Annotated in this window: 13 protein-coding genes and 1 riboswitch; of the genes, 6 read left to right on the top strand and 7 right to left on the bottom strand. The window is 55.9% G+C overall.

Annotated elements, in window-relative coordinates:
• The first annotated feature begins 142 nt into the window (after positions 1–142).
• Entirely contained in the window at positions 143–748 is a 606-nt protein-coding gene (locus G5574_RS12675; protein ID WP_164482712.1) for an alpha/beta hydrolase, read from the top strand.
• A gap of 23 nt (positions 749–771) precedes the next feature.
• Here the strand turns inward: G5574_RS12675 and crcB are convergent, their stop codons facing one another.
• Positions 772–1,149 carry a fluoride efflux transporter CrcB gene (gene crcB, locus G5574_RS12680; RefSeq protein ID WP_006121140.1) on the bottom strand — a complete coding sequence of 126 codons (378 nt, stop codon included), beginning with the start codon at positions 1,147–1,149 and terminating at the stop codon, positions 772–774.
• Positions 1,150–1,242: 93 nt separating this feature from the next.
• A riboswitch (Fluoride riboswitch) is annotated at positions 1,243–1,319 on the bottom strand.
• Positions 1,320–1,551: 232 nt separating this feature from the next.
• On the opposite strand from crcB, the gene G5574_RS12685 reads away from it, so the two are divergent.
• The gene (locus G5574_RS12685) at positions 1,552–2,475 is read left to right on the top strand and encodes a nucleoside hydrolase (protein ID WP_058708215.1); all 924 of its coding nucleotides are present in this window, start codon (positions 1,552–1,554) and stop codon (positions 2,473–2,475) included.
• 36 nt (positions 2,476–2,511) lie between these two features.
• On the opposite strand, the gene G5574_RS12690 is transcribed toward G5574_RS12685, so the two are convergent.
• On the bottom strand, positions 2,512–3,540 hold the full coding sequence (locus G5574_RS12690) for a zinc-binding alcohol dehydrogenase family protein (protein WP_164482713.1): 1,029 nt from the start codon (positions 3,538–3,540) through the stop codon (positions 2,512–2,514).
• A gap of 139 nt (positions 3,541–3,679) precedes the next feature.
• On the opposite strand from G5574_RS12690, the gene G5574_RS12695 reads away from it, so the two are divergent.
• Both G5574_RS12695 and G5574_RS12700 read left to right on the top strand, forming a co-directional pair.
• Positions 3,680–4,582, top strand: coding sequence for a GntR family transcriptional regulator (locus G5574_RS12695; RefSeq protein WP_054632905.1), 903 nt, complete (start codon positions 3,680–3,682; stop codon positions 4,580–4,582).
• A gap of 169 nt (positions 4,583–4,751) precedes the next feature.
• Entirely contained in the window at positions 4,752–6,104 is a 1,353-nt protein-coding gene (locus G5574_RS12700) for an MFS transporter (RefSeq protein ID WP_006121144.1), read from the top strand.
• Between the two features lies 1 nt (position 6,105).
• On the opposite strand, the gene G5574_RS12705 is transcribed toward G5574_RS12700, so the two are convergent.
• The 5 genes from G5574_RS12705 to mntP form a co-directional block, all read right to left on the bottom strand.
• Positions 6,106–7,491: a hypothetical protein gene (locus G5574_RS12705; RefSeq protein WP_164482714.1), complete on the bottom strand. Its 1,386-nt coding sequence runs from the start codon at positions 7,489–7,491 to the stop codon at positions 6,106–6,108.
• Complete coding sequence (locus G5574_RS12710; protein ID WP_172913593.1) at positions 7,484–8,404, bottom strand: alpha/beta fold hydrolase; 921 nt, start codon at positions 8,402–8,404, stop codon at positions 7,484–7,486. The genes G5574_RS12705 and G5574_RS12710 overlap by 8 nt, the downstream gene beginning before the upstream one ends.
• Positions 8,405–8,475: 71 nt before the next feature.
• A complete protein-coding gene (locus G5574_RS12715; RefSeq protein ID WP_164482715.1) occupies positions 8,476–9,312 on the bottom strand; it encodes a fumarylacetoacetate hydrolase family protein in 837 nt (278 codons plus the stop codon).
• 253 nt (positions 9,313–9,565) lie between these two features.
• A complete protein-coding gene (gene azuC / locus G5574_RS24020; protein ID WP_112900613.1) occupies positions 9,566–9,643 on the bottom strand; it encodes a stress response protein AzuC in 78 nt (25 codons plus the stop codon).
• A gap of 109 nt (positions 9,644–9,752) precedes the next feature.
• Entirely contained in the window at positions 9,753–10,325 is a 573-nt protein-coding gene (mntP, locus tag G5574_RS12725) for a manganese efflux pump MntP (RefSeq protein ID WP_033738352.1), read from the bottom strand.
• 304 nt (positions 10,326–10,629) lie between these two features.
• On the opposite strand from mntP, the gene G5574_RS12730 reads away from it, so the two are divergent.
• Positions 10,630–10,872: a DUF1158 domain-containing protein gene (locus G5574_RS12730; RefSeq protein WP_033738354.1), complete on the top strand. Its 243-nt coding sequence runs from the start codon at positions 10,630–10,632 to the stop codon at positions 10,870–10,872.
• A 617-nt stretch (positions 10,873–11,489) separates the two neighbouring features.
• Positions 11,490–13,103: a malate dehydrogenase (quinone) gene (gene mqo, locus G5574_RS12735; protein ID WP_164482716.1), complete on the top strand. Its 1,614-nt coding sequence runs from the start codon at positions 11,490–11,492 to the stop codon at positions 13,101–13,103.
• Positions 13,104–13,114: the final 11 nt, after the last annotated feature.

Consider the following 13,114-nt stretch of genomic DNA (forward strand, 5'->3'; position numbering starts at 1 on the left):
TTACAGGGAAAGGGAGACGGCACGTAATGTTTGCCTTTTCCTGAACGACATGCGGCCTTCCCGGCGGTCAGTTTGATTTTGACGTTAACCGGTGTAACTGTTCAAATACCTGTCAGACAACACAACTTTTACAGGAACCGGCATGGCAAAAGCATTGGTGTTTTTTCTGCACGGCGTAGGCAGTAACGGCGACGATCTGGCACCTGTCGGCGATTATTGGGCAACCTTGTTACCCGATGTGGTCTTTGCCTCACCGGATGCGCCTTATGCTTTTGAACAGGGCATGGGCTATCAGTGGTTCAGTCTGGCGGGCATTACGCCGGAAAACCGTCCAGGGCGGGTTCGCGAAGCTCGTGAGGCGTTTGACCGCGTTCTGCGTGACCTGATGGCGCAGCATGATATGGCAGAATGCTGGGAGAAGGTCATCCTGGTGGGCTTTTCTCAGGGCTCGATCATGGCGCTAGATCTACTGGCCTCTGGCCGTTATCCTCTGGCGGGCGTGGTGGCATTTTCCGGCCGACTGGCCTTTGACGGCCCACTGACACCACTCGCGCATACGCCAGCCCTGCTGATCCATGGCCGGGCTGATGCGGTGATCCCCGTCAGCGAAAGTGAGTCAGCCGCGGCCCGCCTGAAAGCCGCGGCGGTTCCGGTCGAGGCATTGATTGAGCCACAGACTGGCCACACGATTTCAGCCGAGGGCGCCCTGCACGCCGCCAGCTTCATCGCTCAGTGTCTGCAGGACTGATGGCATCCGGTTTCGCGGCGGCGTTAACCCAACAGGTTAATCAGCGCGAAACCGGCAAAACTCATCAGCAACGAGCCAATGACATGCACCAGCGCGCTGCTCATCGCCCAGAGATATTTTCCGGACTGCAACAGGGTCATTAATTCTGCGGTAAACGTGGAAAACGTGGTGAGCCCGCCACATAAGCCTGTAATGATCAGTAACCGCCAGGCGGGATCGAGCTGGGGATTTTTAATAAACCAGGCCATGGCCCCCCCGATCACAAAGCCGCCAATCAGATTCACCAGCAACGTACCCGGTGGAAGATTGGGGAAAAACGCATTGAAACGCATACCGAACCACCAACGCAGTACACAACCTACGCTGCCGCCCACAATCACAGCGAATAGCGGTTTTAACATCTTATACTCCCGTTAACAGGCATTGTGCAGAAGACGGTGGAGGGTCAGCAAATACCGGCACCTGACGCTCCCGCTCCCACGAAAGGATAAAGGATAGTGTCAGGCGTCATCAGCCGCAGGGGAAACCTGCTGGCGGTTGGGGAAGGTGGAACGCCATCACCTTGCGCAGGCAATCATACGATGCCTTTTTCTGACTGGCAACTCAGACCATGTGAACGCGCGCCCGTGATGTGCGGCTGACATGCTGTGTCAAAAACCCGACGCGGGTAGCCTTAAAAGGGGGAGAATTCAGGTTTCCCCTTTTTCCGTTTTCCGCTTAAATAAATGACGGCTTTTACGCTTGCCGCGCCCACACAACGATTGTCGCCCCGGGTGAGGCGCTCACGCTTTCTGGAGAATCCTTTGCGCACTGTCATTTTTGATACTGATATCGGCGTGGATGATGCCTTTGCGCTGGCCTATGCCGCGCGGACGCAACATCTGCTGGGCATTACCACGGTATTCGGCAACGTTGCCGTGGGCCAGGCGGTGAAAAATGCGCGGCTCTTTTGCCAGAAAATGGCGATTGACGTGCCGGTGTACCGCGGCTGCGCCCGTCCGCTGGCACGGGAACCGAGCGCACCAGCCAGGCTGCATGGTGAAGACGGTTTAGGGGATGCGTTTGATAATCCGTTTAGCGACGACGCGCCCGGTGCCGTGCAGTTTATTATCGACAGCGTTCGTGCTAATCCCGGCGTCATTACGCTGGTGGCAATCGGTCCCCTTACCAATATCGCCAGCGCCATCAATCAGGCACCGGATATTATCCCGCTGGTCAAAGAACTGGTCATCATGGGCGGCGCCTTTGGTACCGATGGCCACAGCGGGAATGTGACACCGTTCAGTGAATTTAATATCTGGAAGGATCCTCATGCTGCGGATCAGGTCCTGTCCTCGGCCTTGCCGGTTATGCTGATCCCGCTGGATGTTACCCATAAAGTGTTGATCAATAGCGATGAGGTGCATCAACTGCAACAGCCGATCCTGCGGGCGATCTGCCGCCCTTATCTGGCGTACAGTCTTGAGAAGGAAGGATTTGCGGGAATGGCGTTGCATGACACGCTGACGATATCCTGGCTGTGCTTGCCCGAGGCATTTACGCTGGTGGAAAGCCCACTGCGGGTGATTACCGAAGGCATCGCCTGTGGTCAGACGGTGCGCCAGATCAGCACGCTGGCTTCCCGTCACAACCCTTTTCGCGATTTGCCCCGACAACGCATCGCATTGGGCGTGGATGCCGACGCCGTGCGTCGCCACTTTTTCCAGTCGCTCTCCGGAACGGCGTAGCGCGTGCGGAGACAGCGCACCCCGTTGTCTCCGGCTTCAGCGATCAAAATCGATAACGCCCTTAATTAACGCACGATTGTTGATGACCTGCGCCTCAAAGTGTTCTGCCAGTGTCGAAAACGCGAAACGCCGGTTGAGCATCATATCGGCACGTAACGTCCCGGCCGCCATGAGTTCACGCACCCGATCAAAATCCTCACGGGTGGCGTTACGGCTACCCATGATCGTGCTCTCCTTCTTGTGAAACTCACTGTCAGGAATCACCAAATCCCCTTTATGCAGACCGACATACACGACTGTTCCGCCATGGCGAATCAGGCTCACGGCCGCGTTCATCGCCGCAGGATTGCCTGTGGCATCAAGCACCTTCAACGGCAGCCTGCCATCAAATTCGTTTCGCAGTGAGGTTATAAACGCCGCATCAGCCGGATTGAGCGCACAGAGGCCCAACTGCTGGCTGACGTGCTGACGGCGGTAATCACTGGTATCCGCGACCACCACCTGCGCGCCGTTAGCAGCGGCAATGGCGGCAGCCCCCAGGCCGATCGGCCCCGCCCCCACGACCAGCACCTGCTCGCCCTGCGCCACCGCCGCTCGCCGCACCGCGTGGGCGCTGATGGCGAAAGGCTCAATGAGCGCTGCGGCTTCTGGCGCAAGATCGTCCACCACCAGCAGGTTAGCTGCCGGTACGCAAAGATAGTCGCTAAAGCCGCCATCCTGATGGACACCCATCACCGAAATGTTTTCGCAGCAGTTGGTTTTACCGCTGCGGCAGGCATCGCATTCAAAACAGGAGAGATAGGGAATCAGTGCCACCCGCTGTCCTGCGGCTAAATCGTGAACGGCAGCCCCTGTCTCCACCACCTCCGCACAGAGTTCATGGCCGAGGACTCGCGGATAGCTAAAAAAGGGTTGGTTTCCTGCCCAGGCATGAATGTCGGTGCCGCAAATGCCTGCGCTGACGATTTTAAGCAGCGCTTCAGTCGCGGCAGGCCGGGGTTGAGGGCGTGTAGCCCAGACCAGCGAACGCGGTTCTGCGATGACTAAGGCTTTCATAATGGTCATGGCCCCTCTCCGGTTATCAAAAGCGCAGTTATGGCGAATCTGGCTGCGGCACCGTATTCCCCTCTTCTCACTTTGTGAACCAGAACGGCTTTTTTGGGCCTTCAATGGTTTTTAATGCATAAAAAACCGGAGCCCCCGCATGAGCCGCAGCCAAAATTTACGCCATAACGTCATCAACCATATGCTGGAAAGCATCGCCCAGGGCCACGTTCAGTCACCGCTACCACCGCAGGCCGCCCTGGCCGAAATGTTCACGGTCAGCCGCACGACCGTGCGTCATGTGCTGAGTTATCTGCATGAGCGAGGCGTGCTGGAAAAAGTCAAAGACAGCTGGGTTATTGTGCGCGCGCCGGAGGCGCAGGACAGCCTGAACGCGGTGATGCCGCCGATTGATCAACAGGCCAGTCTGGTTGAAAAGCGTTTTTTCGATCTGATCAATCAGCGACAGTTGCAGCCCGGCGATACCTTCAGCGAGCTGCAACTGGCAAAGCAGGCCAATGTCAGCCCGGTGGCCGTGCGCGAATTCTTACTGCATTTTATGCGCTACAACCTGCTGGAACCGGTCAAACGCGGCCACTGGCAGATGAAAAAGTTTTCGCAGACGTATGCGGAAAAGCTGTTTGAGCTACGTGAAATGCTGGAAACCCATGCCCTGACGCGTTTTTTAAATTTGCCCATGGACGATGAACGCTGGATTCAGGCGCGCGATCTACTGGATCGGCACCGATCGATGCGTGAGACCATTGCCAGCAACTATCGCCATTTTGCTGCGCTGGATAAGCAACTGCACTCGCTGATTCTGTCTGCCGCCAATAACCCGTTCTTTAATCAGTCGCTGGAGATTATTTCCGTTATTTTCCATTCGCACTATCAGTGGGATGAAAGCGATCTGAAGCAGCGCAACATCGTTGCCCTGGAGGAGCATATGGCGATTTTGTCTGCGTTAATCGGTCGCCGGGATGTGGATGCGCTTTGCGCCCTGCACAGTCATCTGGCCACAGCCAAGCGATCCATGATCCGCAGCATTAATCAGTACAATTAAAAACCGATTAAAAACCGCAAAGCATTAGCTCTCGCACGATTTTGAAACAACTTTACAACATCTCTGCTTTATCGCCCTTACTCTTCATCGCAACGCGCCGGCGGCCCTGTGCCGTCGGGCATCCTTAATGCTCACAATAATGATAAATCGCCTGCTCAGGGAGATTGCCATGGAAAACAGATCGGTTATTGATCGTTCAACCTCGCCCGCCGCCGCTGCACCTGATGAGGCGTTTGTGCCGTTGCGCAGTGATATCGTGCGCTCACCGCGCATCCGTAAAGTCCAGATTACCGCCATGCTGTTGCTGCTGCTTGCCGCCATCATTAACTACCTTGATCGCAGCTCGCTGTCGGTAGCCAATATGACGATTCGTGAGGAGATGGGGCTGAGCGCGACGGAAATTGGCGTGCTGCTCTCGGCATTTTCGCTGGCTTACGGACTGGCACAACTGCCCGCTGGCGCCCTGCTGGACCGCAAAGGCCCGCGTATTATGCTGGGCGTGGGCATGTTCATCTGGTCACTTTTCCAGGCCGCGTCCGGACTGGTGCATAACTTTACTCAGTTCGTGTTGGTGCGCATTGGCCTCGGGATGGGTGAAGCGCCCATGAATCCATGCGGCGTAAAGGTCATCAATGACTGGTTCAATATTAAAGATCGCGGGATGCCGATGGGGATGTTTAACGCCGCCTCGATGATCGGATTATCGGTGGCGCCGCCGATCCTGGCGGCCATGATGCTGCTGCTGGGCTGGCGCGGCATGTTTGTGACTATCGGTATTTTAGGGATTTTCCTCGCGATCGGCTGGTACATGACTTATCGCGACCGTGATAACAACACCTTAAGTGCGGAAGAGATCCATTATCTGCAGGCGGGCAGCGTGGCATCGCGTAAAGCGCCGATCAGCTTTCGTGAATGGCGCGGCCTGTTTAAGCAGCGCACCATGTGGGGCATGATGATTGGCTTCAGCGGCATTAACTACACCGCCTGGCTGTATATTGCCTGGCTGCCGGGTTATCTGCAGTCGACCTATCACCTTGATCTTAAGAGCACAGGCTTACTGGCGGCGATTCCTTTCCTGTTTGGCGCAGCCGGCATGTTGCTCAACGGCTATGTGGTGGATGCGTTAGTGAAACGCGGCTGGGATGCGGTTAAAACCCGTAAGGTGTGCATTGTCAGCGGCATGGTTCTGTCTGCGGGTTTTACCGCCTTCGTCACGCGCGCCACTGAGACCACCAGCGCCGTCACCCTGATTGGCATGGCCCTGTTTTGTATTCACTTTGCGGGGACCTCATGCTGGGGCCTGATCCACGCTAACGTGACCGCGCGCATGACAGCCTCCGTAGGCAGCATTCAAAACTTCGCCAGCTTTATCTTCGCGTCCTTTGCTCCGGTGATTACCGGCTGGATACTGGACACCACGAAGTCCTTCAGCCTGGCGCTGATGATTTGTGCCTGCGTAACCCTGATGGGCGCACTGGCCTATCTGGTACTGGTTCGCAAACCCATCACCGACGGAGCCTGACTCAGGTCAGCGCCCTGATGCTCACGCCATGACGGGCGCCGTAACGCTGAATACCGGCGATCGCTGTCCCGACAGTGAGCGGCGGCGGCGCAGGCAGCAGCGGTGCCCGCTCACGGAGCGCCGCGTCAAACTGCGAAGCACTGGTGACATCATGAGGAAAACGCGTTTCATCCACACCGACCAGCGCGCCTTCGTCTTTGGCGAAGGTAAGCAACTGCTGCCAGCGGGCGATGTCGGCCAGCCCGATGCTGTCGGCCCCTTGTGAGTACAACAGCATATCGATGTAGCGGAACGGCGGCTGTTTTTCCAGAAAACGCTGCAGCGCATCTGCCGAGGCGGCAGAGGGGAACATCAGCCAGAAGGGAATCGCCTGTTGCTGCATACTGCACCCGGGATCCAGCAATATAAAGCTGTCTACCGTAAGCCGGGTGGGCAGCACGCCTGCCGCCAGATACCAGTCACGGTAGATTTCCGCCACCACAAAACTCAGCGCCTCCGGTTGCTCATAACGAATTTCCATCAGCGTCCAGCGTTGAGCTTCTGCCAGTTTTTTCAGAGGAGAGATCAGGTAACCGTCCAGCCCCCATTCGGCTTCAGGGACGTGATCGGTGATGGCAGGCGGCGTCCAGCGCGCCCGATCAACCCCTGCCCGCGCCAGATATTCCGCAACGCGGGGGCCGCCCTGCAAATACTCGTTTTCCGTTGCCCCACCGGGTGCGCCAAACTGGAAAAACGAACGGTCGCTGGTGCGGGTGACCGACCACTGGCGCGTGCAGTGATTGATAAACAGGGTCGCGCCTGCGGGCAATCCCCCCAGCAGAAATTCATTAAAGGCGAGTGGCATATCGCGTAATTTAAGCCGGAAAGCCTGCATATTTTCGAGCAGCAGCCGGTCCTGACTCGGATCCTGCCTGTGATGGACCGCCAGCCTTGGCCAGGTGGCCAGCAGCGCCGCGGCCACCGCTTTGCCTTGCTCAAAGCCGGCCTGGGCATCGTCCGGATCGCTGGGTTCCACGCGCACCGGGCACAGAAACGTTTGCGGTAGCCAGGGCGTTCCCATCGCCGCCGCCAGATGGACCAGCGCACCGTTCGATGCGCCGATAAATGCCGCCGGATACTCGCGCTGCGGGTAGGCACTCACCATCCATTCGGCGATGCCTTCCACATCCAGCTCACCCGCCTGTTTCGGGCTGATTCCGTCCGCCTGGCCACTTATCGCATGGCCCCATTCACGTAACCGGCTCGGTAGTTGATCCAGTGAAGGCAGTAACCGGTCCAGCATCGATGACGAACGGGTCAGGGGCTCATCGCGTAGTGCACTTGCCAGAGCCAGCAACATAGTTGCTGCGGAATCAAAGCGGGCGATGCCCTTCGGCGGTTTACTCATCGGCGTTCTCCTGCTGAATACGGGCCAAAAAGGGTCGGATCGCATGGCAGAAGCTCCATGGATAGACATAGTGCAGCCGGTGGGTACCGCCGCGCAGGGTAATTTTTTCACACTGAGGTAACAGCCCCGCCAGCTCATCCAGCCAGCGCGCCGGACAAACCGGGTCCCGCGAACCCCGGAGCAACAATGTGGGGGCCGTCAGATACGTCAGATGATATTCAATCGGATCGTTAAGCATGGCGCGCAGCGTGCCAAATACGCGGGGGAGACCGGCTTTCGCCCAGTCGATGCGGGCCAGCGGGTCAGGTGAACGGTGGGCTTCCAGTCGGCTGTTGCGCCAGCCGCGCCAGAGCTGGCGCAACAGGCTTCGCGCATGGCGATCGGCTGTGGGCCCCTGTAGCACCAGTCCGGCCACGGCGTCCGGGTGTTTATCCGCCAGCGCCGCCAGCACCTGACAGCCAAAGGCGCTGCCGACCCAGATTGCCCGCCGGAAACCATTGTGCTGGAGCCACTGCCACAGGATATCGGCCAGTTCACTGACGGAAAGCACCGGTGCCGATGCGGGCAACGCGCTACCGCCAAAGCCGGGCAGATCGGGGACCAGTACGTGATAGTCCCGACCCAGCGCGAGGGCCAGCGCCTCCATCGAACGGCCTGACATCGCCAGACCGTGAAGCAGGACGACAGGTAAACCATGAGGTGCGTCGGGCGTCACGCGGGTGAACATGCGCCAGTCACCGATCTGTTGATAGTAACCCGCCAGTCCCGCATGGTGACTACGCGGTGAAACAGGCGGCGTTTGTTTCATTTGCTGCCAGCGCTTCGCGCCCCACAGCACTGCGCCTATACCTAAACCAACCCCTGCGGCCACGGCTATGCCCTGTCGCCTTTTACACCGGATGGTACGCCTCATCAGCTGCTCCTGTTCCTGGGTACTTATTGAGTGTAGGACGGGATCGGCAGAGAGGCAGTGAATACGCTGCGTCAGGCGACAGGGTTACGCAGGCAACCGATTTTTTCTATCTCGACTTCCACCACGTCGCCACGGAACATGAACAGGGGCGGCGTCCGTTTTTTCCCTACGCCGCCGGGGGAGCCGGTGATAATGACATCGCCGGGTGATAGCGGACTGAAGGCAGAGATATATTCGATAATGCTGGCGACCGGCTGCACCATGCTGGCGGTGGTATCGTTTTGCACTTCACGACCGTTCAGTCGGGTTTTAATCGATAACTGTTGGGGATCAGGAATCTCGTCCGCAGTCGTCATCCAGGGACCAAATCCTCCGGTCTGCGGCCAGTTTTTCCCGGCGGTAAACCAGGTAAACTGCATGTCGCGCACGGTGGCATCCATAAAGCAGCTGTAACCCGCAATGACGTCCAGCGCGTCGACGGCCTTAACCCGATGCGCCGGTTTACCAATAACCACCGCCAGCTCACCCTCGTAATCGAATTCCTGGGTAGTCAGCGGTTTTTGCAGCGGTTGCTCGTGGCCGGTCAGTGAATCAGCAAAACGGATAAATAAGGTTGGCGCGTCCAGCGTTGCGGCAAACTCCTGGCGTTTATCCGCGTAGTTCATTCCTACGCAGAAAATTTTTCCAGGCTGCTCAATAACGGGAAGAAACTGCACGGCGGAAAACGCGTGATCGACGGGCATGTTCTGAAAGGCGGCAAGATCGGCCAGAGAAGAACGTGTCAAAAAGGTTTTTAAATCCGGGCAGGCTTTGCCCAGGCGCATCCCGACATCGATCACGCCCTGCTCCCGTACGATACCCACGCTTTTTTTCCCCTGAGCGGGAAGATAAAAACTGCATAACTGCATTGCTGCCTCTTTTATTATGTCGGGCGATCCACCCGTGTTGAGAATAAATCGGCGCGCAGAGTAGCAAAAAACATGACGGAAATCGTACTGCGATTGGCACAGTGGATGTCCAGATGTATCACAGTATGTCAGGCGGAATGCGAGGCCAGTGCGGGCTGAACAGAGAGGCGGAGACAGGCGAGAAGAACGACAAAATGAGGTGATAATCACCGGTCATTCCCTGACCGCGACTATCGAGGGTAAAACGTGGCGCTTAGTTCAGCGCACCGGGTGGTACGTGTTTAAAGGTTTCCACATACGCGTGAAACACGTACTTAAAAAAACGTTTCATACAGCATCCAGTTAAAAATTTGTTGAATAACTACAGGAAAAGTATAGCTCCTGCTGTTTTAATCAGCAATAAATTTTGAACCAGATCACAAAATACGATTTTGCGGGCGTTACTGAAACAGCCCGAGATGCTCGGTGAGGATGGTGGAGCCGATGGCGATGAGGACCAGTCCGCCCAGCACTTCGGCCCATTTACCTAACACAGGCCCAATGAAGCGGCCGACCAGCACGCCAGTGGTAGCCATAACGGTAGTGGCGGCACCGATTGTCAGAGCCGTGGTGACGATATTAACCTGAAGGAAGGCCAGCCCCACGCCAACCGCCAGCGCATCCAGGCTGGTGGCAACGGCGGTCGCCGCCAGGACCATAAAACCATGGCTTTGCGGCGCTTCGCACGGTTCAGACGCCGTTTTACGGAAGCCTTCCATCATCATTCGGGCACCCAGGAAAGCCAGCAGGAAAAAGGCTATCCAGTGATCCCACGCGGCAACATACTGGCTGGCAGCAAGACCCAATGCCCAGCCAATCAGCGGCGTCAGGGCTTCGATACAACCGAAAATCAGACCGGTGCGCACGGCTTCTTTCAGGCCCGGGCGATGCAAGGTCGCACCCTTGCCCAGCGCAGCAGCAAATGCGTCCATCGACATTCCAAAAGCAAGAATCAGGGTGGCGATAAAGGTCATGATTTGTTCACTTGGGATGAAAAGCCAGCATTTCGTGCTGAATTCATCACACATATGGCTTGGTTATTAAAAAGTGCGCGCAGTCTATCACGCAATAATCGTTATAAAAAGACAATAAAATCAGGGATTTAAGTATAGCAAAGGCTATAACTCATAACAATCGCTATGAATGTCTCTAAGTTAATGTCATTTAAGCCTTTTCTTTGCAATGCACAGCGTGACTTCCTGCCCTGAACAGTCCGTCATTGAACCTTCCCGCGGAATGCCGGAAAATGGCGGGCTGGTAAATACGGAATTTTTGTCCATGACTAACCCCTTCGAATCCCTGATCATTCCCGGCGGCATTTTACTGTTGGGCTTTCTCTCTGCCCTTCTGCTTCCCGCTCCCGCGTTTAGCCTGGCCGTCGCGCAGCACCTGCAACAGATGTTCCATCTGCAGGACCTTAATCAGCTTTATACCGTGGTCTTTTGCCTGTGGTTTTTACTTCTGGGCGCGCTGGAGTTTTTTGTTATTCGCTTTATCTGGCGCCGCTGGTTTCGGGCGTAATCACGCCGTCAGGGCGACATCTGCCTGCTGCCCCTCTTTTTTTAAAAGACTGAATTACTGAGAGGCTGGCGGTGGTGAACCTTTGATCATGCAAAGCGTCAGCGATGCGGCGCGCTTCCTTGCCGTCGGTCAGTCACCTGGCTGGCTCTGAGGTCACAAAAATGTAACATTTTTTTTACAAGATAGCCTTCGCCGCCTTATCGATTAAAAATTCAACGCAAAGAATAAATTTCAATAATCCCTTTTTTTCATTAGGTTAGATTATTCCTTTCGCTAAGTGACATTTTCATACCGCACCATTATGGGGCAATCCCGCAACATCCTCTTTTACTTAACCCGTTGAGTTAGCTGCAAAAAAGGCTTATGGCGCGCCTGTTATTATGATTCTTTCTTATGCTGAATCATTTCTGCATTTAAAAAATAAACAAATGTTTAATTCGAACGCGAGAATGTTATATTTGGGCAACAAAGCATAACGTTCAGTTAACTCGTTATCGTCGCTTTAACCTATACCTGAGTCTTAACCCGGAAATAGCGCAACGCGCTCGACAGAAGCGTGACTATTTCGCCTGCAACACTGTTGAGCTTCAGGTCAACAGAAGAGGAGATGTCGCCTCATGTGCAAATCAGCTGTAAATCTTGCGCTCACAATGAGTGTTAGCGGAAAGGACACCACCGGGGCGCAGGAGCGTAAAGACGTCGATGTGCTACTCATTGGCGCTGGCGTCATGAGCGCCACCTTAGGCACCTGGCTGCAGGATCTTGAGCCAGACTGGTCCATTGAAATGGTGGAACGGCTGCCGCATGTGGCGGAAGAGTCCTCTAATGGCTGGAACAATGCCGGTACAGGCCATGCCGCGCTGGCCGAGCTGAACTATACGCCGCAGAGAGCTGACGGCATTATCGATATCGCGAAAGCCATTGCGATTAACGAAGCCTTCCAGATTTCTCGCCAGTTCTGGGCCTATCATGTCCAGAAAGGCAATCTGCATACGCCAAAAAGCTTTATCCACAGCACACCTCATATGAGCTTTGTCTGGGGCGATGACAACGTTAACTTCCTGCGCAAACGCTTTAACGCATTACAGAAAAGCACTTTGTTCCGTGGCATGGCTTACTCTGAAGATCCACAGCAAATTGCGAAGTGGATTCCGTTGGTGATGAAAGGCCGTCCCGCCAGTCAAAAAGTGGCCGCGACCTGGACCGATATGGGCACCGACGTCGATTTCGGTGAAGTGACGCGTCAGTTGATTGCCTCACTGGAGAAAAAAGCCAGTTTCCGTTTGCGCATGAGCCAGGAAGTTCGCGACATTACACGCCTGAACGATGGTCGCTGGCAGGTTACCCTTGTCAGCCTGACAGACGGTTCACGTCGTACGTTAACCGCCGGTAAGATTTTCATTGGCGCAGGCGGTGCGGCGTTGCCGTTGCTGCAGAAGGCTGGCGTTCCCGAAGCCAATGGCTATGCGGGCTTCCCGGTCGGCGGCTCTTTCCTGGTGACCGAAAATCCCGATGTTGTGAAACAGCATATGGCGAAGGTCTATGGTAAAGCGAGCGTCGGTGCGCCGCCAATGTCCGTGCCGCATGTGGACACGCGCGTTCTGAACGGCAAACAGGTTCTGCTGTTTGGGCCGTTCGCGACCTTCTCGACCAAGTTCCTGAAGCAGGGTTCGCTGCTGGACATGTTTGCCTCGCTGAACAGTACTAACCTTATGCCGATGATCAAAGTCGGACTGAAAAGCTTTGATCTGGTGAAGTACCTGATGGATCAGGTTCTGCAAAGCGACCGTGACCGGATGGACGCGCTGCGCGCCTATGTTCCGCAGGCGAAGCAGGAAGACTGGCGTCTGGTGACCGCAGGTCAGCGCGTGCAAATCATCAAGAAAGATGAAAAAGAAGGCGCAGTATTGCGTCTGGGCACAGAAGTGGTGTCGTCGGAAGATGGCTCGATTTCGGCACTGCTGGGTGCTTCGCCGGGCGCCTCAACAGCGGCACCGATCATGCTGGAACTGCTGCACAAGGTCTGTCCAGAGCAGATGGCGTCACCGGAATGGCAAAATAAAATTCGTGCCGTTGTGCCGTCCTGGGGCCGCAAACTTAACGGTGACGTCGCCCTGACTGAAAAAGTGCTGGCTGAAACCAGCCGCGTCCTGCAACTGCCGTATACGCCTGTAACGCCGGTGGCCGCGAATGACGAAGGCCGTGAAACTGCCTACGTCGTCGGTAAATAACCGTCTTCTAC

It is taken from the genome of Pantoea stewartii (genome assembly GCF_011044475.1).
In the GTDB taxonomy this organism is placed as follows: domain Bacteria; phylum Pseudomonadota; class Gammaproteobacteria; order Enterobacterales; family Enterobacteriaceae; genus Pantoea; species Pantoea stewartii.